19 protein-coding genes and 1 pseudogene are annotated in these 25,867 nt (G+C 37.7%); 16 read left to right on the top strand and 4 right to left on the bottom strand.

Annotated elements, in window-relative coordinates; translation table 11 throughout:
* Positions 1-82 precede the first annotated feature (82 nt).
* The 7 genes from EII37_RS05035 (at position 83) to EII37_RS05005 (ending at position 12,893) form a co-directional block, all read left to right on the top strand.
* Positions 83-964 (top strand): class II fructose-bisphosphate aldolase, encoded by an 882-nt coding sequence (locus tag EII37_RS05035; RefSeq protein WP_033688381.1) that lies wholly within the window; start codon positions 83-85, stop codon positions 962-964.
* 132 nt (positions 965-1,096) lie between these two features.
* Complete coding sequence (locus tag EII37_RS05030) at positions 1,097-2,029, top strand: alpha/beta fold hydrolase (RefSeq protein WP_185695952.1); 933 nt, start codon at positions 1,097-1,099, stop codon at positions 2,027-2,029.
* A 57-nt stretch (positions 2,030-2,086) separates the two neighbouring features.
* A complete protein-coding gene (locus tag EII37_RS05025) occupies positions 2,087-2,632 on the top strand; it encodes a histidine phosphatase family protein (protein WP_061408643.1) in 546 nt (181 codons plus the stop codon).
* A gap of 317 nt (positions 2,633-2,949) precedes the next feature.
* Positions 2,950-3,942, top strand: a complete 993-nt coding sequence (locus EII37_RS05020; RefSeq protein WP_124787790.1) for an ATP-binding cassette domain-containing protein — start codon at positions 2,950-2,952, stop codon at positions 3,940-3,942.
* Position 3,943: 1 nt separating this feature from the next.
* A complete protein-coding gene (locus EII37_RS05015) occupies positions 3,944-4,762 on the top strand; it encodes an ABC-2 family transporter protein (RefSeq protein ID WP_124787789.1) in 819 nt (272 codons plus the stop codon).
* A 1-nt stretch (position 4,763) separates the two neighbouring features.
* Positions 4,764-5,549, top strand: a complete 786-nt coding sequence (locus EII37_RS05010) for an ABC transporter permease (RefSeq protein WP_124787788.1) — start codon at positions 4,764-4,766, stop codon at positions 5,547-5,549.
* A 738-nt stretch (positions 5,550-6,287) separates the two neighbouring features.
* Entirely contained in the window at positions 6,288-12,893 is a 6,606-nt protein-coding gene (locus tag EII37_RS05005; protein WP_124787787.1) for a S8 family serine peptidase, read from the top strand.
* A gap of 73 nt (positions 12,894-12,966) precedes the next feature.
* Here EII37_RS05005 and EII37_RS05000 read toward each other — a convergent pair whose 3' ends face one another.
* Positions 12,967-13,308: a helix-turn-helix domain-containing protein gene (locus tag EII37_RS05000; RefSeq protein WP_124787786.1), complete on the bottom strand. Its 342-nt coding sequence runs from the start codon at positions 13,306-13,308 to the stop codon at positions 12,967-12,969.
* Positions 13,309-13,515: 207 nt separating this feature from the next.
* Between EII37_RS05000 and EII37_RS04995 the strand changes: the two genes are divergently transcribed.
* The 3 genes and pseudogenes from EII37_RS04995 to EII37_RS04985 all read left to right on the top strand — a co-directional run bounded on the left by EII37_RS04995 (position 13,516) and on the right by EII37_RS04985 (position 16,921).
* Positions 13,516-15,006, top strand: coding sequence for an LPXTG cell wall anchor domain-containing protein (locus EII37_RS04995; protein ID WP_260424851.1), 1,491 nt, complete (start codon positions 13,516-13,518; stop codon positions 15,004-15,006).
* A 451-nt stretch (positions 15,007-15,457) separates the two neighbouring features.
* Positions 15,458-16,354, top strand: coding sequence for a DUF6287 domain-containing protein (locus EII37_RS04990; RefSeq protein ID WP_124787784.1), 897 nt, complete (start codon positions 15,458-15,460; stop codon positions 16,352-16,354).
* 249 nt (positions 16,355-16,603) lie between these two features.
* Positions 16,604-16,921 (top strand): annotated as a pseudogene (locus EII37_RS04985) (hypothetical protein).
* Positions 16,922-16,952: 31 nt separating this feature from the next.
* On the opposite strand, the gene EII37_RS04980 reads toward EII37_RS04985, so the two are convergent.
* Together EII37_RS04980 and EII37_RS04975 are read right to left on the bottom strand one after the other, a co-directional pair.
* The gene (locus EII37_RS04980) at positions 16,953-18,650 is read right to left on the bottom strand and encodes an N-acetylmuramoyl-L-alanine amidase (protein WP_124787783.1); all 1,698 of its coding nucleotides are present in this window, start codon (positions 18,648-18,650) and stop codon (positions 16,953-16,955) included.
* Between the two features lie 29 nt (positions 18,651-18,679).
* Entirely contained in the window at positions 18,680-19,588 is a 909-nt protein-coding gene (locus tag EII37_RS04975) for a LysR family transcriptional regulator (RefSeq protein ID WP_124787782.1), read from the bottom strand.
* A gap of 63 nt (positions 19,589-19,651) precedes the next feature.
* Here EII37_RS04975 and EII37_RS04970 point away from each other — a divergent pair, with 63 nt between their 5' ends.
* Both EII37_RS04970 and EII37_RS04965 read left to right on the top strand, forming a co-directional pair.
* On the top strand, positions 19,652-19,921 hold the full coding sequence (locus EII37_RS04970; RefSeq protein WP_169435176.1) for a YqgQ family protein: 270 nt from the start codon (positions 19,652-19,654) through the stop codon (positions 19,919-19,921).
* Positions 19,921-20,304 (top strand): rhodanese-like domain-containing protein, encoded by a 384-nt coding sequence (locus tag EII37_RS04965; RefSeq protein ID WP_000259257.1) that lies wholly within the window; start codon positions 19,921-19,923, stop codon positions 20,302-20,304. Before EII37_RS04970 ends, EII37_RS04965 begins: the two co-directional genes overlap by 1 nt.
* A gap of 33 nt (positions 20,305-20,337) precedes the next feature.
* On the opposite strand, the gene EII37_RS04960 is transcribed toward EII37_RS04965, so the two are convergent.
* Entirely contained in the window at positions 20,338-21,063 is a 726-nt protein-coding gene (locus EII37_RS04960; RefSeq protein ID WP_124787781.1) for a 16S rRNA pseudouridine(516) synthase, read from the bottom strand.
* A 161-nt stretch (positions 21,064-21,224) separates the two neighbouring features.
* On the opposite strand from EII37_RS04960, the gene typA reads away from it, so the two are divergent.
* From typA to EII37_RS04940, 4 genes are all read left to right on the top strand, one after another.
* The gene (typA, locus tag EII37_RS04955) at positions 21,225-23,066 is read left to right on the top strand and encodes a translational GTPase TypA (RefSeq protein ID WP_000164108.1); all 1,842 of its coding nucleotides are present in this window, start codon (positions 21,225-21,227) and stop codon (positions 23,064-23,066) included.
* A gap of 19 nt (positions 23,067-23,085) precedes the next feature.
* Complete coding sequence (locus EII37_RS04950) at positions 23,086-23,340, top strand: DUF3165 family protein (RefSeq protein WP_124787780.1); 255 nt, start codon at positions 23,086-23,088, stop codon at positions 23,338-23,340.
* Between the two features lie 114 nt (positions 23,341-23,454).
* Positions 23,455-24,807: a UDP-N-acetylmuramoyl-L-alanine--D-glutamate ligase gene (gene murD, locus EII37_RS04945; RefSeq protein WP_124787779.1), complete on the top strand. Its 1,353-nt coding sequence runs from the start codon at positions 23,455-23,457 to the stop codon at positions 24,805-24,807.
* 1 nt (position 24,808) lies between these two features.
* Positions 24,809-25,867, top strand: coding sequence for a UDP-N-acetylglucosamine--N-acetylmuramyl-(pentapeptide) pyrophosphoryl-undecaprenol N-acetylglucosamine transferase (locus tag EII37_RS04940; RefSeq protein WP_124787778.1), 1,059 nt, complete (start codon positions 24,809-24,811; stop codon positions 25,865-25,867).

Here is a 25,867-nt window from a genome sequence, read left to right as displayed (position 1 = left end):
AACTAGATTTTTTTGTCAAAAAGTGATAAAATGAACAATGTAAATGGGATGACCCATAAAAATATACAGGAGGCCTGATAAAATGGCAATCGTTTCAGCAGAAAAATTTGTCCAAGCAGCTCGTGACAACGGTTATGCAGTTGGTGGATTTAACACAAACAACCTTGAGTGGACTCAAGCTATCTTGCGCGCAGCAGAAGCTAAAAAAGCTCCAGTCTTGATCCAAACTTCAATGGGTGCTGCTAAATACATGGGTGGTTACAAAGTTGCTCGCAACTTGATCGCTAACCTTGTTGAATCAATGGGTATCACTGTACCAGTAGCTATCCACCTTGACCACGGTCACTACGAAGATGCACTTGAGTGTATCGAAGTTGGTTACACTTCAATCATGTTTGACGGTTCACACCTTCCAGTTGAAGAAAACCTTAAATTGGCTAAAGACGTTGTTGAAAAAGCACACGCTAAAGGTATCTCAGTAGAAGCTGAAGTTGGTACTATCGGTGGTGAAGAAGACGGAATCATCGGTAAAGGTGAATTGGCTCCAATCGAAGACGCTAAAGCAATGGTTGCAACTGGTATCGACTTCTTGGCAGCTGGTATCGGTAACATCCACGGTCCTTACCCAGCAAACTGGGAAGGTCTTGACCTTGACCACTTGCAAAAATTGACAGAAGCTCTTCCAGGATTCCCAATCGTATTGCACGGTGGTTCAGGTATTCCTGATGAGCAAATCCAAGCAGCTATCAAACTTGGTGTTGCGAAGGTTAACGTTAACACAGAATGCCAAATCGCATTCGCTAACGCAACTCGTAAATTTGCTCGTGACTACGAAGCAAACGAAGCAGAATACGACAAGAAAAAACTCTTCGACCCACGTAAATTCTTGGCTGACGGTGTGAAAGCTATCCAAGCATCAGTTGAAGAACGTATCGACGTATTCGGTTCAGAAGGTAAAGCTTAATCTAGCTTAACAATACAAATTAGAAACCTGCCCATTGGGTGGGTTTTTTGTGTGTGGGAATATATAGTGAATATATTGTAGAAGAACCAATCTTAAGTTGCTAAAAGGTTCTATTTTTTGTACAATAATGCTATGAAAATACTGAAAAAATGGTTTCTTGCCTTTCTTAGTTTCATTCTTTTGTTTCTAGCGGCTACATTCATCTTTCACCGTATCAGTTTGGAAAAGGAACAAGCTTCACTGACACCTATGGGACAACAAGTTCTCGTCAATGGACATCAAATAAATGTTTACGTTGAAGGGGATGGTCCTGAGACTATAGTAGTTCTCTCAGGTGCTGGTATTGCTTCTCCTATATTGGACTTTAAAGAAGTATCGGAATCCTTATCGAAACGGTATAAGGTAGTCATCGTGGAGCGAGCAGGATATGGTTATAGTGATGATAGCAATCATTCAAGAGATGTGATGGAGGTTTTGTCTGAGACGCGTCAAGCTCTTTCGCAAGCAAATATCAAAGGTCCTTTTATCATTTTGTCTCATTCCATGGCTAGTCTTGAGAGTTTAGCTTGGCAGGAAAAATATCCTGATGAAGTGAAAACCTTGGTTGGGTTAGATTGGGCACTGCCAGCTAGTTATGAGAATTTAAAGCAAAATCAGGCCTTAATTACTGTGGCATTTTGGAGCAGCAAGATTGGCTTATTACGCTACTTCCCTGAGTCCTTTTATATAAAAAATCCAACTCTGATCGAAAGTGAACGGAAACAATATAAACTTCTAGCTTATAAGCAGTTGATGTCACAAGCCATGCTTCATGAATCCCAAACGGTAAAGGAAAATGCCAAGAAGGTTCCCTCAAACATTAATCCGAAAATTCCGGCCTTACTAATGGTTTCTAATGGTGATGGTACTAGCTTTAGCCAATTTGAGTGGCAACGTTATGCAGAGAGATTTGCAAGTGACCAGTCTAATGTTCAAGTCGTCTATATGGATGCACCACACGATCTCTATCATTATCAAAGTAATGAAATAGTTTCTCAGATTGAAGATTTTTTAAAGAGTAATTGATGGTTTAGAGATCATTTTAATTTTAGACTGATGATAATAATTGAAAGGTAATGACTTATGAATAATTCTTATATTTTACTTAGACATGCTCATTCAAAATTTTCAAGTGATGATTTTAATAGAACTTTGTCAGAAAAAGGATTTTCATCTCTTGATCAGTTAGAGTTTTTGAATTCTTTTAATATTGATCATTATTTTTCTAGTCCTTATAAACGAGCATTTGAAACGATTAATAGCTCGCCAATTCAATTTGATAAAATAGTTCTTGATAATCGGTTACGAGAGAGAAAATTATCTTCAACCTTTATAAAAGATTCTGAGTTTGAAGACAGTATTAAATATTTATGGCAAAATCCCAGTGAATCTCTTTCAGAAGGGGAATCAAATCAAGATGCACTAGCTAGAGTACTAAATTTTTTAATGGAATTGGAAGAGAGATACTCAGAAAAAACGATTTTACTTAGTTCACACGGGAATTTGATAGGAATACTACTACATCACTTTGATTCCAGTTTTGATTATGAAAAATGGGAGCAGATGACCTTTCCAGATTGTTTTCTAATTGATAGAAATGGGATTGTAAAAAGAATTATGAAAGATTAGTTCTTTGATTAAATAGTGATTCATATTGATCAAAATAGTTTGCTTTTTATAATTCGTAACCTGCCCATTGGGCAGGTTTTTTGGTGTTTTAAGGAGACTGTTAAACCATAATTTTTGTTTAAAAGTATTATTTTAAGAGAGAAATCTCTAATTTCAGAATCTACAGGCAAACGCTTGCATTCTGTTTTTTATTGGACTATAATAGGTTGGTATAAAGCTTTCTGTAGTAATAACATGTAGAAGGTGTAGAAAGTAAGGATTTAGAATATTTGTAGTCAAAAATACAATGTTGCTATTCCTTACATAGGGAGATCAATATGGCAATGATAGAAGTGGAACATCTTCAGAAAAATTTTGTGAAGACAGTTAAGGAACCAGGGTTGAAGGGGGCTTTGCGTTCCTTTATTCATCCTGAAAAGCAGACCTTTGAAGCGGTTAAGGATTTGACCTTTGAGGTACCAAAGGGGCAGATTTTAGGCTTTATCGGAGCAAATGGTGCTGGGAAGTCGACAACCATCAAAATGCTGACAGGAATTTTAAAACCGACATCTGGTTTTTGTCGGATTAACGGCAAGATTCCGCAGGATAATCGTCAAGATTATGTCAAGGATATTGGGGTGGTCTTTGGACAACGTACTCAGCTATGGTGGGATTTGGCTCTGCAAGAGACCTACACGGTTTTAAAGGAGATTTACGATGTGCCAGATTCGCTCTTTCATAAGCGCATGGATTTTTTGAATGAAGTCTTGGATTTGAAGGACTTTATCAAGGATCCCGTACGAACTCTTTCACTGGGACAACGGATGCGGGCGGACATTGCAGCTTCCTTGCTCCACAATCCCAAGGTTCTCTTTTTAGATGAGCCGACCATTGGTTTGGACGTTTCGGTCAAGGACAACATTCGTCGTGCCATTACTCAGATCAATCAGGAGGAAGAAACAACTATTCTCTTGACCACTCATGATCTGAGTGATATTGAGCAGCTCTGTGATCGGATTTTCATGATAGACAAGGGGCAGGAGATTTTTGATGGAACGGTTAGCCAGCTCAAGGAAACCTTTGGAAAGATGAAGACTCTTTCTTTTGAACTGCTACCAGGTCAAAGTCATCTCATCTCTCACTATGAAGGCCTGCCTGATATGATTATTGATAGACAAGGGAATAGCCTCAACATTGAATTCGATAGTTCTCGCTACCAGTCAGCTGACATTATCAAGCAAACCCTGTCTGATTTTGAAATCCGCGATTTGAAGATGATGGATACGGATATTGAAGATATTATCCGCCGCTTCTACCGAAAGGAGCTCTAAGATGGTCAAATTGTGGAGACGTTATAAACCCTTTATCAATGCAGGCGTTCAGGAGTTGATTACCTATCGAGTCAACTTTATTCTTTATCGGATCGGCGATGTCATGGGTGCTTTTGTGGCCTTTTATCTCTGGAAGGCTGTCTTTGATTCTTCGCAAGAGTCCTTGATTCAGGGCTTTAGTATGGCAGATATCACCCTCTACATCATTATGAGTTTTGTGACTAATCTTTTGACCAGATCTGATAGCTCCTTTATGATCGGGGAGGAGGTCAAGGATGGCTCTATTATCATGCGCTTGTTGCGACCAGTGCATTTTGCGGCCTCCTATCTTTTCACTGAGCTTGGTTCCAAGTGGTTGATTTTTATCAGCGTTGGCCTTCCATTTTTAAATGTCATTGTTTTGATGAAAATATTATCTGGGCAAGGGATTGTAGAAGTGCTGGGATTAACTGTCCTTTATCTTTTTAGCTTAACGCTAGCCTACCTGATTAACTTTTTCTTTAATATCTGCTTTGGATTTTCTGCCTTTGTGTTTAAAAATCTATGGGGTTCCAACCTACTTAAGACTTCCATAGTGGCCTTTATGTCTGGAAGTTTGATTCCCTTGGCTTTCTTTCCAAAGGTTGTTTCAGATATTCTGTCCTTCCTGCCTTTTTCATCCTTGATTTACACTCCGGTCATGATTATCGTTGGGAAATACGATGCCAATCAGATTCTTCAGGCGCTCGCTTTGCAGTTTTTCTGGCTCTTAGTGATGGTGGGCTTGTCTCAGTTGACTTGGAAACGAGTCCAGTCATTTATCACCATTCAAGGAGGTTAGTATGAAAAAATATCAACGCATGCATCTGATTTTTATCAGACAATACATCAAGCAAATCATGGAATACAAGGTGGATTTTGTAGTTGGTGTCTTGGGAGTTTTTTTGACCCAAGGCTTGAACCTCTTGTTTCTCAATGTCATCTTTCAACACATCCCATCCCTGGAAGGTTGGACTTTTCAAGAAATTGCTTTTATCTATGGTTTTTCTTTGATTCCCAAGGGACTGGATCATCTCTTTTTTGACAATCTATGGGCACTAGGACAACGCTTAGTTCGAAAAGGTGAGTTTGATAAGTATCTGACGCGTCCTATCAACCCTCTCTTTCACATCTTGGTTGAGACCTTTCAGATTGATGCCTTGGGAGAACTCTTGGTCGGTGGCATTCTACTGGGAACAACAGTGACTAGCATTGATTGGACTCTTCCAAAATTCCTGCTTTTCCTGGTTTGTATTCCTTTTGCGACCTTGATTTATACTTCCTTGAAAATTGCGACAGCCAGCATCGCTTTTTGGACCAAGCAGTCAGGAGCCATGATTTACATTTTCTATATGTTTAATGACTTTGCCAAGTATCCGATTTCGATTTACAATTCGCTCCTTCGATGGTTGATTAGCTTTATCGTGCCATTTGCCTTTACGGCCTACTATCCTGCTAGCTATTTCTTGCAGGACAAGGATGTAATCTTTAACATCGGAGGTTTGATGTTGATTTCCCTGGTCTTCTTTGTCATTTCCCTTAAACTTTGGGATAGGGGCTTGGATGCCTACGAAAGTGCAGGTTCGTAAATAATAGAATATTAAAGCCTTGTCTCAGGACAGGCTTTTTCTGATAGAGATGAAAATTTCTTGACACCTATTCTTAGAGATCTATACTGTAAGTGTAATCACCGATTTAGCTTATACTCTTCGAAAATCTCTTCAAATCACGTCAGCTTCGCCTTGCCGTATATATGTTACTGACTTCGTCAGTTCTATCTACAACCTAAAAGCAGTGCTTTTAGCAACATGCGGCTAGCTTCCTAGTTTGTTCTTTGATTTTCATTGAGTATTAGTTGCTAGAGCAAGGCAATTGTAAAGCCTAGGTCACAGGTGAACAAATGACTGAGGATTTGAAAAAAATTTTTGATATGTAGAAAATAGCCGTTAAGCCTAGTTCTTATCGGTTTTTTATGTTGTTACATAACATTGTTATTGCATCAATTATGTCTGTCTTTGTGATTCTGGTAGTGCTTCAACTTGATTGCTACCATTTTTGATGGTGTGAATGTGCTGATAATGTATCTCAGTTAAGTACGAAATTTTTATACTATTTTTAACACGCGTTAAAAATGAAATTAACAGATATTAATTTTTCTTGACTTAAATTTTTTTAATTGATATACTATTTTTCAGAGAGCTAACAATTATATATAAATGTACTACTCTATTTCCTAGATAACACTTAGTAAAACTTTTTATAACAAAGGCTAGCAAAGTTAAAGTTTTCTATCTATTGGAAGTTAAATAAATATGTAAGGAATTAAAATGAAAAAAAGTACAGTATTGTCATTAACCACAGCTGCAGTTATTTTAGCAGCATATGTCCCTAATGAGGTAGTTTTAGCAGACACATCTAGCTCTGAAGATGCTTTAAATATCTCTGATAAAGAAAAAGTAGTAGTAGGTAAACAAAACGAAAACAAAGAAAAACATGAAGATATTCATAATGCTGTAGAAACTTCAAAGGATACTGAAGAGAAGAAAACAACAGTTATTGAGGAAAAAGAAGTTGTTAGTAAAGAATCTGTGATAGACAATAAAACTAACAATGAAAAAACAACAATCAAAAAAGAAGATTCCAATCAATACAAAGGAGATAATGCAGACTCGTCTGCAAGTAAAGACACGGAAAGTCCCAAAAAAGAAGATAGACTTGTCTATATTGCTGAATTTAAAGATAAAGAATCTGGAGAAAAAGCAATCAAGGAACTATCAAATCTTAAGAATACAAAAGTTTTATATACTTATGATAGAATTTTTAACGGTAGCGCTATTGAAACAACCAAAGATACTCTGGACAAAATTAAACTAATAGAAGGTATTTCATCGGTTGAAAGGTCACAAAAAGTCCAACCTATGATGAATCATGCTAGAAAAGAAATTGGAGTTGAGGAAGCTATTGATTACCTAAAATCTATCAATGCACCATTTGGGAAAAACTTTGATGGCAGAGGTATGGTCATTTCAAACATCGATACTGGAACTGATTATAGACATAAGGCTATGAGAATCGATGATGATGCCAAAGGCTCAATGAAATTTAAAAAAGAAGACTTAAAAGGTACTGATAAAAATTTCTGGTTGAGTGATAAAATCCCTCATGCTTTCAATTATTATAATGGTGGTAAAATCACTGTAGAAAAAGCTGATGATGGAAGCGATTATTTTGATCCACATGGGATGCATATTGCTGGGATTCTTGCGGGAAATGATACTGAAAAAGATATTAAAAACTTTAACGGAATAGATGGAATTGCGCCTAATGCACAAATTTTCTCTTATAAAATGTACTCTGACGCTGGATCTGGATTCGCAGGGGATGAAACAATGTTTCATGCTATTGAAGATTCAATCAAACACAATGTCGATGTTGTTTCGGTATCATCTGGCTTTACAGGGACAGGTCTTGTAGGTGAGAAATATTGGCAAGCTATTAGAGCGTTAAGAAAAGCAGGCATTCCAATGGTGGTAGCTACGGGTAACTATGCGACTTCTGCTTCAAGTTCTTCATGGGATTTGGTGGCAAATAATAATCTGAAAATGACCGACACTGGAAATGTAACGCGAACTGCAGCACATGAAGATGCGATAGCAGTTGCTTCTGCTAAAAATCAAACAGTTGAGTTTGATAAAGTTAACATAGGTGGAGAAAGTTTTAAATACAGAAATATAGGGGCCTTTTTCGATAAGAATAAAATCATAACAAACGAAGATGGTTCAAAAGTTCCTAGTAAATTGAAATTTGTATATATAGGCAAAGGTCAAGACCAAGATTTGATAGGTTTGGATCTTAAGGGCAAAATTGCAGTAATGGATAGAATTTATACAAAGGATTTAAAAAATGCTTTTAAACGAGCAACGGATAAGGGCGCACGCGCCATTATGGTTGTAAATACTGTAAATTACTACAATAGAGATAATTGGACAGAGCTCCCAGCTATGGGATATGAAGAGGATGAAGGAACTACTAGTCAAGTTTTCTCAATTTCAGGAGATGATGGTGTAAAGTTATGGAACATGATTAACCCTGATAAAAAAACTAAAGTCAAAAGAAATAATAAAGAAGATTTTAATGATAAATTGGAGCAATACTATCCAATTGATATGGCAAGCTATAATTCTAATAAACCGAATGTAGGTGATGAAAAAGAAATTGACTTTAAGTTTGCACCTGACACCGACAAAGAACTTTATAAAGAAGATATTATAGTCCCAGCAGGATCCACATCTTGGGGACCGAGAACAGATTTACTTTTAAAGCCTGATGTCTCAGCACCAGGTAAAAATATTAAATCCACTCTCAATGTCATTAATGGGAAATCAACTTATGGTTATATGTCAGGGACTAGTATGGCAACTCCAATCGTGGCAGCTTCTACTGTTTTGATTAGACCAAAGTTAAAGGAAATGCTTGAAAGACCTGTATTGAAAAATCTTAAGGGAGATGACAAAATAGATCTTACAAGTCTTACAAAAATAGCCCTACAAAATACTGCACGGCCTATGATGGATGCGACTTCTTGGAAAGAAAAAAGTCAATACTTTGCATCACCTAGACAACAGGGGGCAGGGCTAATTAATATTGCCAATGCATTGAGAAATGAAGTTGTAGCGACTTTCAAAAACACAGATTCTAAAGGTTTGGTAAATTCTTATGGTTCTATTTCTCTTAAAGAAATAAAAGGAGATAAAAAATATTTTACAATTAAGCTTCACAATACATCAAACAGACCTTTGACCTTTAAAGTTTCAGCATCTGCTATAACTACAGATGCTCTAACTGATAGACTCAAACTGGATGAAACATACAAAGATGAAAAATCTCCAGATGGGAAGCAAATTGTTCCAGAAATCCACCCAGAAAAAATCAAAGGAGCAAATATCACATTTGAGCATGATACTTTCACTATAAGCCCAAATTCTAGCTTTGATTTAAATGCGGTTATAAACGTTGGAGAGGCTAAAAATAAAAATAAATTTGTAGAATCATTTATTCATTTTGAGTCAGTGGAAGAAATGGAAGCTCTAAACTCCAATGGGAAGAAAACAAATTTCCAACCTTCTTTGTCGATGCCTCTAATGGGATTTGCTGGGAATTGGAACCACGAACCAATCCTTGATAAATGGGCCTGGGAAGAAGGTTCAAAATCAAAAACAATGGAAGGTTATGATGATGATGGCAAACCGAAAATTCCAGGAACCTTAAATAAGGGGATTGGTGGAGAACATGGTATAGATAAATTTAATCCAGCAGGAGTTATACAAAATAGAAAAGATAAAAATATAACATCCCTAGATCAAAATCCAGAATTATTTGCTTTCAATAACGAAGGGATCAACGCACCATCATCAAGTGGTTCTAAGATTGCTAAAATTTATCCTTTAGATTCAAATGGAAATCCTCAAGATGCTCAACTTGAGAGAGGATTAACACCTTCTCCACTTGTATTAAGAAGTGCAGAAGAAGGATTGATTTCAATAGTAAATACAAATAAAGAGGGAGAAAATCAAATTGACTTAAAAGTCATTTCGAGAGAACACTTTATTAAAGGAATTTTAAACTCTAAAAGAAATGATGCAAAGGGAATCAAATCTTCTAAACTAAAAGTTTGGGGTGATTTGAAATGGGATGGACTCATTTATAACCCTAGAGGGAAAGAAGAAAATGCACCAGAAAGCAAGGATACCAAAGATCCTGCTACTAAGATAAGAGGTCAATTTGAGCCAATTGCAGAAGGTCAATATTTCTATAAATTTAAATATAGATTAACCAAGGATTACCCATGGCAGGTTTCCTATATTCCTGTAAAAATTGATAACACAGCACCTAAGATTGTTTCTGTTGATTTTTCGAATCCTGAAAAAATTAAGCTGATCACAAAGGATACTTATCACAAGGTCAAAGAGCAATACAAGAATGAAACTTTATTTGCGAGAGATCAGAAAGAACATCCTGAAAAATTTGACGAGATTGCCAACGAAGTTTGGTATGCTGGAGCTGCTCTTGTTAATGAAGATGGAGAGGTTGAGAAAAATCTTGAAGTAACTTACGCAGGTGAGGGTCAAGGAAGAAATAGGAAACTAGACAAAGATGGAAATACCATTTATGAAATTAATGGTGCAGGAGATTTAAGAGGAAAAATCATTGAAGTCATTGCATTAGATGGCTCTAGCAATTTCACAAAGATTCATAGAATTAAATTTGCTGATCATGCTGATGAAAAGGGGATGATTTCCTATTATCTAGTAGATCCTGATCAAGATTCATCTAAATACCAAAAGCTTGGCGAGATTGCCGAATCTAAATTTAAAAATTTAGGAAATAGAAAAGAGGATAGTCTTAAAAAAGATACAACTGAGGTAGAAAATCATCAAGGAAATGAAGAGTCTATCGAAGAAAAATCTAGCTTTACTATCAATAAAGCCATTTCAACAATTAGAGACTTTGAAAGCAAAGATTTAAAGAAACTCATTAAAAAGAAATTTAGAGAAGTTGATGACTTTACAAGTGAAACTGGTAAGAGAACAGAGGAATACGATTATAAATACGATGATAAGGGAAATATCATTGCTTATGACGATGGTAGTGCCTTAGAATATGAAACTGAAAAGCTTGACGAAATCAAATCAAAAATTTATGGTGTTCTAAGACCGTCTAAAAATGGACACTTTGAAATTCTTGGAAAGATAAGTAATGTTTCTAAAAATGCCAAGGTATATTATGGCAATAACTATAAGTCTATAGAAATCAAAACGACCAAGTATGATTCCCACTCAAAAACGATGACATTTGATCTATACGCTAATATTAATGATATTGTGGATGGATTAGCTTTTGCAGGAGATATGAGATTCTTTGTTAAAGATGATGATCAGATAAAAGCTGAAACGAAGATTAGAATGCCTGAAAAAAATAAGGAAACTAAAACAGAATATCCCTATGCATCAAGTTATGGGAATGTCATAGAATTAGGAGAAGGAGATCTTTCAAAAAATAAACCAACCAATTTAACGGAGATGGAATCTGGTAAAATCTATTCTGATTCAGAAAAACAACAATATCTGTTAAAGGATAACATCATTCTAAGAAAAGGCTATGCACTAAAAGTGACTACCTATAATCCTGGAAAAACAGATATGTTAGAAGGAAATGGAGTCTATAGCCAGGAAGATATAGCAAAAATACAAAAGGCCAATCCTAATCTAAGAGTCTTATCAGAAAAAATAATTTATGCTGATAGTAGAAATGTTGAAGATGGAAGAAGTACTCAACCAGTATTAATGTCGGCTTTGGACGGCTTTAACATTGTAAGGTATCAAGTGTTTACATTTAAAATGAATGATAAAGGGGAAGCAATCGATAAAGATGGAAATCTTGTGACAGATTCTTCTAAACTTGTATTATTTGGTAAGGATGGAAAAGAGTACACGGGAGAGGATAAGTCCAATGTAGAAGCTATAAAAGAAGATGGTTCTACTTTATTTATTGATGCAAAACCAGTAAATCTTTCAATGAACAAGAACTACTTTAATCCATCTAAATTTAATAAAATTTATGTACGAAATCCAGAATTCTATTTAAGAGGTAAGATTTCTGATAAGGGTGGTTTTAACTGGGAGTTGAGAGTTAATGAATCTGTTGTAGATAATTATTTAATCTACGGAGATTTACACATTGATAACACTAGAGATTTTAACATTAAGCTTAATGTTAAAGACGGTGACATCATGGACTGGGGAATGAAAGACTATAAAGCAAACGGATTCCCAGATAAGGTAACAGACATGGATGGAAATGTTTATCTCCAAACTGGCTATAGCGATTTGAATGCGAAAGCGGTTGGAGTACACTATCAATTTTTATATGATAATGTCAAACCAGAAGTAAACATTGATCCTAAGGGAAATACTAGTATCGAATATGCTAACGGAAAATCTGTAGTCTTTAATATCAATGATAAAAGAAATAATGGATTCGATGGTGAGATTCAAGAACAACATATTTATGTAAATGGAAAAGAATACAAATCATTTGATGATATTAAACAAATAACAGACAAGACACTAAACATTAAAATTGTTGTAAAAGATTTTGCAAGAAATACAACCGTAAAAGAATTCATTTTAAACAAAGATACGGGAGAGGTGAGCGAACTAAAACCTCATACAGTAACTGTAACCATTCAAAATGGAAAAGAAATGAGTTCAACGATAGTGGCGGAAGAAGATTTCATTTTACCTGTCTATAAGGGTGAATTAGAAAAAGGATATCAATTTGATGGCTGGGAAATTGCTGGTTTCGAAGGTAAAAAAGACACTGGCTATGTTCTTAATTTATCAAAAGATACCCTTATAAAACCTGTATTCAAGAAAATAGAGGAGAAAAAGGAGGAGGAAAATAAACCTACTTTTGATGTATCCAAAAAGAAAGACAACCCACAGGCAAATCCTGGTCAATTAAATCAAAGTCATAGAAAAGAGGACTTACAAAGAGCAAATCATTCACAAAAACCTGATTCAACTAAGGATGTCACAGCTACAGTTCCTGTACAAGTAAATCATAGCAAAGTAGATGGAAGTCACAGAAAAGAGGACTTACAAAAAGCAAATCATTCACAAAAGTCTGATTCAACTAAGGATGTTACAACTACAGTTCTTGATAAAAACTTTGAAAATAAGAAGGAAGTCCATCTTAATGAACTAGAGAACATAGCTAATAAACATACTAACATTGATAGTAAGTCGGATACTAACCATTCTGATAGGTTGCCAAAAACCGGAACAGTTAGAGAAGTTCTTACACCATTCATTGCTGGAATATTGTTTATAGTAGGAGCACTTCTTGGGTTGAAGAAAAAAGATCAAGATTAAGATAAAAACTGTAGATGAGAAAATGACTGAAGAGTTGAGAAACTAGATATGTAAAAACAGCCGCTAAAAATTTTTAGCGGTTGTTTTTAACTGTTTTTATAAGTAATTGGAAGGCTTCTAATAGTTGTTCTTGACTCGTTTGTGGAAGTTGAGTTAATTGATCAGCTAATAACTCTAGATGTGGATTCTTTGGGTTTATACGGCTTTCAAATAGCTCTGATGGTGTGATATTAAGAGCTGTGATAATCTTTTCTAGTGTATCGATTTTTATATTTGAACCCTTTGTTTCAAGGTTGGAAATATAATCTATGCCGACACTAGCCTTTTCACTGAGATTTTGCTGACTTAAATTTTTTTCTTTTCGTATGCTTCGTATTCGTTGTCCGATATATTTTTGTAAATGAATTGATTCCATAAGCTACCTCGTTTCATTACCATGATACAAGGAAGTAAACTGTAAAATAACCCACACACAAACAAAATTTTGAAAAAATATTGCCTATAAACTAAAATTGTGTTAAAATAGTGATGTAAAATATATAAAATTGCATGATATACTACATATATCATAGTTTGACTTAACAGTCAAACCAATCCTATTAGATCTTACGAGGAGAAAATGATGAAAAAATTGCAAACCCTAACAACTTCAACAGCTATTGCACTTGCATCAGTTGGTGGAACTGTATTCGCTCAGGAAGCGCCTACTTCAGCGCCTGTTGACACAACTGCTGTCAATGAACCTGCACTTGTTGCTAAACCACATGAGAAAACTGAAGTTCCTGCACCTTCTACAGTGAAACCTGCGCTTGATGAACAAAAAGAAGTCGTTAAGACTGCTGAAACTAAAGTTACGACTGCTGAAGCTGATGTGAAAGCAAAAGAAACTGCTGTCGCTTCTGCTGAGAAAGAAGTAAAAGACGCAACTCAAGTTGTCAAAGATGCTGAAGCAACTGCTTCTCAAGCAATACCTGAAAAAGTTGCTCAAGTTAAAGACGCTCAAGCTAAGAACTTTGAAGCTCAAACTGCTAACCAAAAAGCAACTGAAGCTACAAATGAACAAATCAAAGCTGAAACTAAAGCTCTTGCAGAAGAACAATCAGACGTGGCAACTGCTCAAGCAAATCTTGACCAAGCGACTAAAGATGTCCAAACAGCTGAACAAGCTGTCGCAAGCGCACTTAGCTTAAAAACTGAAGCTGAAAAAGTCTTGGCGGACGCAATGGCTACACCACTTCAAGCTCAAGTTGCTGAAAACAACCTACGTTTGGCAGAAATTGCCCTTGAAAATGCTAAAGCAAGTGAAGCAGTCGCTAACTTCTCAGCAAATCTAGTTGACAAGAAAGCTGCTCTTGTAGAAGCTCAAACAGAACTTGAAGGAGCGAAAGCTGTTCAAACAACTGCGTCACAAGCTCTTGCAGATGCTACAGCTAAACTACAAGCTCAAGAAGCTAAAGTCAACAGTTTGACAGCAGAAAGCAAGAAGTTGATTGCTGAAAAAGCTGCACTTGTAAAAGAAGCCAAAGAATTGGCTGAACAATTGCAAGCCTATTTGGACGCACCTGTTAAACTCGCTACAGCAAAAGCTGCTCAAGCCAAAGCTGCTCAAGCCAAAGCTGAAGCTAAATTGGCACAAGCAAAAGCTGACCTCCAGACTGCACAATCTACTCTTGAAACTGTTCAATCTGCATACCGTACAGAACACGCTAAGTTGCTTGAATTGCAAGCAGAATATGATAACCTCGTTGACCTTGCAGAAAAAGCTCAAGAAAACGTTGTTGCCAAATTGCCTGACGGAACAGTGATCGCTGTCCCTAAAGTAGCTCCAACTGCTGAAGCACTTCCAGAAGTCAATGTTGAAGAATTGAAAAAAGCTCTTGCAACTGGCAAAGAAGTAACTTTGGACTCTCAAGGAAAAGTTGTTGTGAAGGAAAAGCAACAAACATACTCATCACCTGCTGTTAAAGCAGTAGAAAACGAAAAAATGAGTTACTCACGAGTAGAAAAAGTAAAAGCTTTACCAAATACTGGCGAAAAATCAAGTGTTGCGATGTTGGTACTCGGTGCAATTCTAGGAACATTTGGACTTGTAACAGTACGTAGAAAAAATTAGAATAATAAAAAAATCTTCTTATTACAGATAGGAAGATTTTTTGGATTCTACTGATTTCACAAAATACGGTATCGAACTATATATTCAAAATTGTGCTTTTACAATTATAGTAAAAACTCAAGATTTATTTGATGAAGTACAGTCTATATGAAATATGATAAGAAACTACACCTATTAGAATTTTTATAAAGATAAGGGAATAATATGAAAGGATAGCTTCCGTTAGTTATAATAGTTAGACTATAAAAATATATAAAATTCTTAAAAATTATGGTATAATTTATGTTAATAAACTCGATATAGAGTTTAATGGATGATTCTATTGATGCCAATATTTTAGGATTAGCTGATTGGTTTTCTTTTGAAAGTGCATCTATTCATGGATACTGATAAAATATTACGAATTTGTCTAAAATATAGATGAAATATAGTTAAAAATAGGAGGAATACTATGACTAAGAAAAATTTTGAAGAGACAAATGATCCTAAAACAAGTGTCTCGAAGGGAGTGAAAGGCTCTTCTCCAGCTACAATTAGGAGCAAGGTATTTAAAATAAAAGTCTATATTGGCATTGCTATTAGTCTTTTGGTTGTTGCAATTTTAGCAAGTATCTTCTTATTCTCATCTAATAAGGCAAATAAAGAGTCAAGTCCAGCATCGTCTGTAACTTCAACTAAAGAGTCAACAAGTCAAACATCTACAAGCCAAGGAAAAACAGATGAGATTGATAAAGATAAGCAAGAGAAAATCCAGAAACTCAAGGATCAACTGACTGATTTAGACACCAAGATTACTGAAGCAGAAGCACTTGTTAGCAAGCTAAAAGAAGAAACTGCAGTTCCGAAACTGGATATTGAAGCATTAAGAAATAATGATTTATCTAGTTTGAAAGGCACATGGCGTACACCGTCGGGCAATGAATATGTCATTAATGAGTCTGGTGAAATGTATGCAACTAGTTATAGAGATGGTCAAAAATTTGAATATATTACTGAACTAAAAGGGTCAAAAGGTCAAGATCGTCGTAATTCTGAGACTGCTTCTCTAAGTGCTTGGGTAAAAGATTCTGTTGCTGGAGGATTTGTGGTAGTTGCTGTACCAAGTGGAGTTGTCATGCAACCTGGTGATGATGGAAAACTAACAGATAAAAGCAATCATGACGAGGAGAGATTGTTTGCAGGACAGCAGTATGAAGCGATGTTGTCGAGACCAGAAGATGTTTACTATCGTGTAAAACCAGATACTAGTAAACTTGAGGAAGAGGAGAAGAATTTAGCTCAACTACAGGCTGAACGCGAAGCAATCAAAACTTCTCTAGAATCTAAGGAAAAGAAAAATACGAACTAGAAAAAACTAGTTTAGAATCTAACTTTCGATTGTTTTAGTTCGGAAATACTGTTAAATAGCTAGAATGAAGAAGCTCATTAGGGCTTCTTTTCTTTTATCTTAACTATTGAACCACTTAGACTGAGATAGAGACCAGATAGGCAACAGAGCTTGTTCTTGAAACTGACCTCTGATATAATAATTTTTGTAAGAGATGCGAGCGTCGACATCAGACAAGTCAAGTTCATAAAAAAGTAATGGGAGATAAAAATGAAAAAATTATTAGGTATTGGATTCTTGCTAGTTTCAGCTTTGATTTTGTATTTTGGTTCTGTTGGATGGCCAAATTTAGACATTAATCTTTGACCATTGTTTCCTATTGGTTTGTTTCTCTTTTTCACTCTAGAGAATTTTTTAAAAAAAGATTACAAGGCTAGTCTGATGTGTTTGATTATTGCCTTTATCATCGCCAATGCAATTTTGGACCTTTTACCAATTTCAAGTGGCTTGGTAATTGGAGCGGGCGTACTAGCTTGCATTGGTATTGGATATCTCTTTCCTGATAAAGATAAAAAAGAAGACAAATAGAAAAGGCCTCGAGATTTCTCGAGACCCTTTTTTACTTACCAGCGTAATATTTTTGAATTCCTTTCACGATACCTGCTACAAGCTTATCTTGATAGTGGCTATCTCGAATCTGTTGATTTTCAGCGAAATTATCTATATAACCTAGCTCTAGGAGGACGGCTGGTTTAGCAGTTTCTCGAAGAACGGCAAAGCTTCTTTCCAATAAACCAGCATCTTTAGCACCAGTTTCAGCTAACAATGAAGAATGGATAGCTGCTGCGAGGCGCTTGCTTTCGCTCATACGGTCAGGATGGTTATGCCAGTATGGGTTGATTTTGCTTGGATAATCAGGTTCATCACTGTAGGAATAGGTTTGAATTCCACTAGATTTTGAGTATGCACTGCCAGTCGCATTGAAGTGAATACTGATAAAGATGTCAGAGTTAGTCTTGTTAACCATACGAGAACGTTCTGTTATGAAGTCTACATCAATATCGCTATCACGTGAAGTGAGAACTTTGTAGCCCAGTTCTTCTAACTTTTTGCGTAATTTACGATAAACCTGCATGTTGAGGTCTTTTTCAGCGACATTGTAATAGTATGCACCTGAGTCTCTTCCACCATGTCCTGGATCTAAAAAGATGGTTTTACTGTATTGGCCTTTTACAAACCCCTCAGGAACTTCACTAACCCATCTACCATCATTTTTAAAGATATGATCTTTTCCAGATATTTTATAAATATTAGTGACATATTGTCCGTTTTCTTTTAGATAATACCAAGAATTATAGTACTTATCAAAAATCCACTCACTTTTAGCCATATAACCACCAGATTTGAGATAGTAAGTTCCAATCCATTCTCGGTTTGCAAATGTTCCATTCTCTTTTAGGTAGAACCAGCTATTGTAGGTCTTATCAAAAACCCATTCTTTTTCAGCCATGGCACCACTTGATTTTAGATAATAATTACCTTGCCATTGGTTACTGAACATAATACCTGTTTTGTCAAAATAGTACCAAATACCATTAATTTTTTCCCATTTATTCTGAGAAATTTTTCCAGAGGATGTTGCATAGTACCAATTTTGGTCGATTTTTGCCCAGCCGTTTGTGGCCATTGCTCCATTATTTGTCAGCAAGTAGCTGTTAATAGTTGTATTACTAAGCATGATCCCATCTTTGTCGAAGTAATACCAAGAATCAGCAATTTTTTCCCATTTATTTTGAGAAATTTTTCCAGAAGAATTAGCGAAGTACCACTTTCCATGGATGAAGTTCCAACCGTTCTCAGCCATTACTCCATCTTTATTGAATACATAACCATCAAAGGTTGTATTGCTTAGTCGATTTCCATCTTTGTTGAAGTAGTACCACTTTCCTTGGATTTTTTTCCAGTTGGTAACAGGTTTATTGTGTTCGTAAAAGCGCCAGTTATTATTTTCTTCTTGCCAACCTTCTTTGATTTTTTCAACTTTTGTTTCTTCTTTTTTTACTTCAGACTTCTTCTCTTCTGTAGCAGGAGTTTTTTTCTCTATTTTTTCTTCTTTATCGTCAATTTTAGAAGAATTGTCTGGTTTTTCGACCTTCTCTTTCGGTTTTTCTTGGTTTTCGATTTTTGAAGTACTTGAATGAGGAATTGTTACATTTTCTCGTACTGACTCTGCTTTATTTTCTTGAGCCTGGACAGTTGCTTGAGTGAACCCTAAAATAGATAGGACAACTGTACTCGCAAGTATAAGCTTTTTCATTTTTGTCTCCATATATCTCAATACTATTCTCAACTATCAAACTGGACTTCTTCTAGGAGATAGTCGATAAAGCGTTCGCCCATCTTAGATAGGCTGGTTTTTTCATGCTGGATATAGACCAGCTCAATTGGGTCATCAATGTCCAGTGGGATAGAAACAATATTGTCTCCGTTGAGGTTGCTGTTCAAAATCCCTGTTGCGATCGTGTATCCATCCAGACCAATCAAGAGGTTAAAGAGGGTAGCACGGTCGCTGACTACGATAGATTTTTTGTGGTATTCCTGCGAGAGAATCTCTTCAGAGAAGTAGAAGGAGTTGTGAGTTCCTTGATCATAGCTGAGGTAAGGGAAGTTTTCCAAGTCTTCTAGTTTGACCTTGTCTTTCTGTGCCAGAGGATTGGTCTTGCTGACAAAGATATGCGGTTGGGCGGTAAAGAGATGATGAGCCAGCAGGTGGTTGTCATCCAGCATTTTGGTTAAAACATCACGGTTGTAGCTGTTAAAAAATAGGACACCGACCTCACTACGGAAGTTCTTGACGTCGTCGATAATCTCCCAAGTCCGAGTTTCACGAAGGAAGAGCTCGTATTTCTCCATATCACTTTTCTTGAGCAGAGAGACAAAGGCATTGACCACAAAGGCATAATGCTGGGAGGAAACGCTAAAGAGTTCGCGGTGGGCGACAGGATTTTTATAGCGTTCCTCCAAAAGCTGGGTCTGCTCGACAACCTGACGGGCATAAGAGAGAAACTCCATCCCATCACGGGTCAAGGTGATGCCCTTGGGATTGCGGATAAAGATTTCAATGCCCATTTCATTCTCCAAATCTCTTACTGCGTTGGAAAGACTAGGTTGAGTGATAAAGAGTTGCTTGGCTGCCTCATTCATGGAGCCAGTTTCGACGATTTTGATAATATAGTGTAATTGTTGAATTCTCATGTTTTTATTGTACCACACTTGCGTCAGAATCGCCAAAGATGATAGGAAAATCAGGGGCATTGTGTGATTCTCTTCTTGAAAAAAACACAAAAATTTGCTAGAATGAGTCTTATGAAAACATTCTATGATGTGCAGCAATTCCTCAAACGATTTGGTATCATTGTTTACATGGGAAAACGCTTATATGATATTGAACTGATGAAGCTGGAACTCTCACGGATTTACGATGCAGGGTTGATGGATAAATTAGACTATCTAGAGGCAGAAGCAGTTCTTCGCAGAGAGCACAAGGTGGAATTGGATTATATTGAGAAAAATGGAGAAAAGAACTAATGGTTACTTGGATTTTGTGGGCACTTATACTGGCAATGTTGGCGTGGATGGGCTTTAACTATCTTCGTATTCGACGTGCAGCTAAAATCGTGGACAATGAGGAGTTTGAAGCCTTGATTCGTACGGGTCAATTGATTGATTTGCGCGACCCAGCTGAATTTCACAGAAAACATATCCTTGGTGCCCGCAATATTCCTTCAAGTCAGTTGAAGACTAGTCTTGCAGCCCTTCGTAAGGATAAACCTGTCCTTCTTTACGAAAACCAACGTGCGCAACGAGTTACAAATGCAGCCCTTTACTTGAAAAAACAAGGTTTTTCTGAGATTTATATCCTTTCTTATGGTTTGGATTCTTGGAAAGGGAAAGTCAAAGTCGAGAAATAAGAAAACGAGCTTGGATGTTTCCGAGCTCATTTTTTAACCACTTTTTCTGAGAAATTCACGAATGCTTGCCAACTCTTCTGAGTTGAGGGGGCGATAGTCTCCTTCTTGAAGATTCTCATCTAAGCTCCAAGGTCCAAAATGAGTACGTTTGAGGGAGGTCACCTTGACACCAACCGAGAGGAACATTTTCTTGACCTGATGAAATTTTCCTTCTGAAATGGTGATAGAGGCTTGACTGAGGGCAGGACTTGCAGATAGAATCTCTAGTCTTGCAGGTTTACAGACAGTACCATCTAAAAAGACAATTCCTTTTTGAAAGGCTTGGATATGGTCAGGTGTTAGAAGTCCATTGACCTCAACTCGATAAGTTTTATCGACATGATATTGGGGATGGAGGAGCTGGAAGCCCAAGGGACCGTTATCGGTCAAGAGGAGGAGTCCTGTCGTATCTCGGTCCAGTCGGCCGACGGCATAGAGCTTGTCAGACTGGATGTCAGGTGACAGCAGGTCCATGACAGTTGGAAGTTCCTTGTCTTTGTTGGCTGTCACGACACCAGCAGGCTTATGAAGCATAAGGTAGGTATGCTCATAGCCTTGAATGATTTGGTCCTGAAAAAGGAGTTCTTGTAGTCCTGTATCAATATTTTGAGCTAGGGAGCGGGCTGGGCGACCATCGACTAGAATTTCCTCTTTGAGTAAGGCTTGTTTCATGGCCTTTCGGCTGATTTTTTCTTGAGCTAATAAATTATCTAAACGCATACTGTGCCTATCTTATCATAAGTCGCTTGCTTTGAAAAGGCTTGACGTGAAAAGAAAAGCAGAGTGAAAACATTTACACTTGCTTGAATTATGTTATTTACTTGAAAATATGGTATAATCGTTCAGTTAGAAAATAAATTTTGAATATTATAGAGGAAATCATGACAAAATTAAGAGAAGATATCCGTAACATTGCGATTATCGCCCACGTTGACCACGGGAAAACAACCCTCGTTGACGAATTATTGAAACAGTCAGAAACGCTTGATGCACGTACTGAATTGGCTGAGCGTGCTATGGACTCAAACGATATCGAAAAAGAGCGTGGAATTACCATCCTTGCTAAAAATACAGCCGTTGCCTACAACGGAACTCGTATCAACATCATGGACACACCAGGACACGCGGACTTCGGTGGAGAAGTTGAGCGTATCATGAAAATGGTTGACGGTGTTGTTTTGGTCGTAGATGCCTACGAAGGAACAATGCCACAGACTCGTTTCGTATTGAAAAAAGCCTTGGAACAAGACCTTGTGCCAATCGTGGTTGTTAACAAAATCGATAAACCATCAGCTCGTCCAGCAGAAGTAGTGGACGAAGTCTTGGAACTTTTCATCGAGCTTGGTGCAGATGACGACCAGCTTGACTTCCCAGTGGTCTATGCATCAGCTATCAATGGAACTTCTTCATTGTCTGATGATCCAGCTGACCAAGAAGCTACTATGGCACCAATCTTTGACACGATTATTGACCATATCCCAGCTCCAGTAGATAACTCAGATGAGCCTTTACAGTTCCAAGTGTCACTTTTGGACTACAATGACTTTGTTGGCCGTATCGGTATCGGTCGTGTCTTCCGTGGTACTGTTAAGGTTGGTGACCAAGTTACCCTTTCTAAACTTGACGGCACAACTAAAAACTTCCGTGTTACAAAACTCTTTGGTTTCTTTGGTTTGGAACGTCGTGAAATCCAAGAAGCTAAAGCTGGTGACTTGATTGCTGTTTCAGGTATGGAAGACATCTTTGTCGGGGAAACCATTACTCCGACAGACGCAATCGAAGCTCTTCCAATCTTACATATCGATGAGCCAACTCTTCAAATGACTTTCTTGGTTAACAACTCACCATTTGCTGGTAAAGAAGGTAAATGGGTAACTTCTCGTAAGGTGGAAGAACGTTTGCAGGCCGAATTGCAAACAGACGTTTCCCTTCGTGTTGACCCAACTGATTCACCAGATAAATGGACTGTTTCAGGACGTGGAGAATTGCACTTGTCAATCCTTATCGAAACAATGCGCCGTGAGGGATATGAACTTCAAGTATCTCGCCCAGAAGTTATCGTAAAAGAAATCGACGGTGTTAAATGTGAACCATTTGAACGTGTTCAAATCGACACTCCAGAAGAATACCAAGGATCTGTTATCCAAAGCCTTTCTGAACGTAAGGGTGAAATGTTGGATATGATTTCAACTGGTAATGGTCAAACTCGTTTGGTCTTTCTTGTCCCAGCGCGTGGTTTGATTGGATATTCAACTGAGTTCTTGTCAATGACTCGTGGTTACGGTATCATGAACCATACCTTCGACCAATACTTGCCATTGATTCCAGGGGAAATTGGTGGACGTCACCGTGGTGCCCTTGTTTCTATCGATGCTGGTAAGGCTACAACTTACTCAATCATGTCTATCGAAGAACGTGGAACAATCTTTGTCAACCCAGGTACTGAGGTTTACGAAGGAATGATCATCGGTGAAAACTCTCGTGAAAACGACTTGACAGTTAACATCACTAAGGCTAAACAAATGACCAACGTCCGTTCAGCTACTAAGGACCAAACAGCTGTTATCAAGACACCTCGTATCTTGACACTTGAAGAGTCTCTTGAGTTCTTGAACGATGATGAGTACATGGAAGTAACGCCTGAGTCTATCCGTTTGCGTAAACAAATCCTTAACAAGGCAGAGCGTGAGAAAGCTAACAAGAAGAAAAAATCAGCTGAATAAGAGCTAGAAAGAGATAAAGATGGTTTATTTAATCATAGGAATCCTCTTATTACTACTCTATGTATTTGCGACACCAGAAAGCATTAAAGGGACAGTCAATATCGTCCTTATCGTCTTTGCTTTCGTAGCACTTTTGATTTTGCTCATGTTGTCTGTTCTGCAAATCTTTCAGCTACCGACAGAATTCTTTATCGCAGTCGCTATGCTCTTCCTAGCATACTTTAGCATGCGAGATATTACCCTCATGTCGGTCAGTAAAAGTAAAAGAAGATAAAAAGAGAGTTTTGGCTCTCTTTTTGCTTGTTAGAATGCTGAATCTGAGCATTTTCGTTTAGAATTATTTCCATAAAAATGGTAAAATAGTAAGAGTAGAAATGGAGTTCGAGACATGAAAGTAATAGATCAATTTAAAAATAAGAAAGTCCTTGTTTTAGGTTTGGCTAAGTCTGGTGAATCTGCAGCTCGTTTGTTGGACAAGCTAGGTGCCATTGTGACAGTAAATGACGGAAAACCTTTTGAGGACAATCCAGCTGCCCAAAGTTTGTTGGAAGAAGGGATCAAGGTTATCACAGGCGGTCATCCTTTGGAACTCTTGGATGAAGAGTTTGCCCTTATGGTGAAAAATCCAGGCATCCCATACAGTAATCCCATGATTGAAAAGGCTTTGGCCAAGGGAATTCCAGTCTTGACTGAGGTGGAATTGGCTTATTTGATTTCAGAAGCGCCAATTATTGGTATCACAGGTTCAAATGGAAAAACAACCACAACGACCATGATTGGGGAAGTTTTGACTGCTGCTGGCCAACATGGTCTTTTATCAGGGAATATCGGCTATCCAGCTAGTCAAGTGGTCCAAACTGCGTCAGACAAGGACACTCTTGTTATGGAACTTTCTTCTTTCCAACTGATGGGTGTTCAAGAATTCCATCCAGAGATTGCGGTTATTACCAACCTCATGCCAACTCATATCGATTATCATGGATCATTTGAGGAATATGTAGCAGCCAAGTGGAATATCCAGAACAAGATGACAGCGGCTGATTTCCTTGTCTTGAACTTTAACCAAGACTTGGCAAAAGAATTGGCTACTAAAACACAAGCCACTGTTGTACCATTTTCAACACTGGAAAAGGTTGATGGAGCTTATTTGGAAGATGGTCAACTCTACTTCCGTGGGGAAGTTGTAATGGCAGCGAATGAAATCGGAGTTCCAGGTAGCCACAATGTAGAAAATGTGCTTGCGACGATTGCTGTAGCCAAGCTTCGTGATGTTGATAACCAAACCATCAAAGAAACTCTTTCAGCTTTTGGTGGTGTCAAACACCGTCTCCAATTTGTGGATGAAATCAAGGGTGTCAAATTCTATAATGATAGCAAATCAACCAATATCTTGGCTACTCAAAAAGCCTTGTCAGGATTTGACAACAGCAAGGTCATCTTGATTGCCGGTGGTTTGGACCGTGGTAATGAGTTTGACGAATTGGTGCCAGACATTACTGGACTTAAGAAGATGGTCATCCTCGGTCAGTCTGCTGAGCGTGTCAAACGGGCAGCGGATAAGGCTGGTGTCGCTTATGTGGATGCGATTGATATTGCAGATGCGACCCGCAAGGCTTACGAGCTTGCGACTCAAGGAGACGTGGTTCTTCTCAGTCCAGCCAATGCCAGCTGGGATATGTATGCTAACTTTGAAGTACGTGGCGACCTCTTTATCGACACAGTAGCGGAGTTAAAGGAATAATATGAAAAAAATTGTCTTTACAGGTGGGGGGACGGTTGGACACGTGACCCTCAACCTTTTATTGATACCCAAGTTTATCGAAGATGGCTGGGAAGTCCACTATATCGGGGATAAATGTGGCATCGAACACCAAGAAATCCTCAAGTCGGGTCTAGATGTCACCTTCCATTCCATTGCGACTGGAAAATTGCGTCGTTATTTCTCTTTGCAAAATATGCTGGACGTCTTCAAAGTTGGCTGGGGAATTGTCCAATCGCTCTTTATTATGTTGCGACTTCGTCCACAGGCCCTGTTTTCAAAGGGAGGTTTTGTCTCTGTGCCGCCAGTTATCGCTGCGCGTGTGTCTGGAGTTCCTGTCTTTATCCACGAATCTGACCTATCTATGGGCTTGGCCAATAAAATCGCCTATAAATTTGCGACGAAGATGTATTCAACCTTTGAACAAGCTTCAAGTTTGTCTAAGGTCGAGCATGTGGGAGCAGTGACCAAGGTTTCAGACCAAAAAAATCCAGAACCCGATGAATTGGTGGATATTCAAACCCACTTTAATCCTAAATTGCCAACTGTATTGTTTGTCGGTGGTTCTGCAGGTGCTCGTGTCTTTAACCAATTGGTGACAGACCATAAGAAAGAACTGACAGAACGCTACAATATTATCAACCTAACTGGAGATTCTAGCCTGAACGAGTTGAGCCAAAATCTCTTTCGTGTTGACTATGTGACCAATCTCTATCAACCCTTGATGGAATTGGCTGATATTGTTGTGACACGTGGTGGAGCCAATACGATTTTTGAGCTCTTGGCCATGGCAAAATTGCATGTTATTGTGCCGCTTGGTCGTGAAGCTAGTCGTGGTGACCAGATTGAAAATGCAGCTTACTTTGTAAAAAAAGGCTATGCAGAAGAGCTTCAAGAAAGCGATTTGACCTTGGATAGTTTGGAAGAGAAGCTTTCTCACTTACTAAGTCACAAGGAAGACTATCAAGCCAAGATGAAGGCTTCAAAGGAATTGAAATCTCTAGCAGATTTTTATCAATTGTTGAAAAAAGATTTATCATAA

Source organism: Streptococcus sp. OH4692_COT-348 (assembly GCF_003859975.1).
In the GTDB taxonomy this organism is placed as follows: Bacteria; Bacillota; Bacilli; order Lactobacillales; family Streptococcaceae; genus Streptococcus.
Note: the sequence above shows the minus strand (reverse complement) of the source record. Positions and strands in the feature narration are given on the sequence as shown.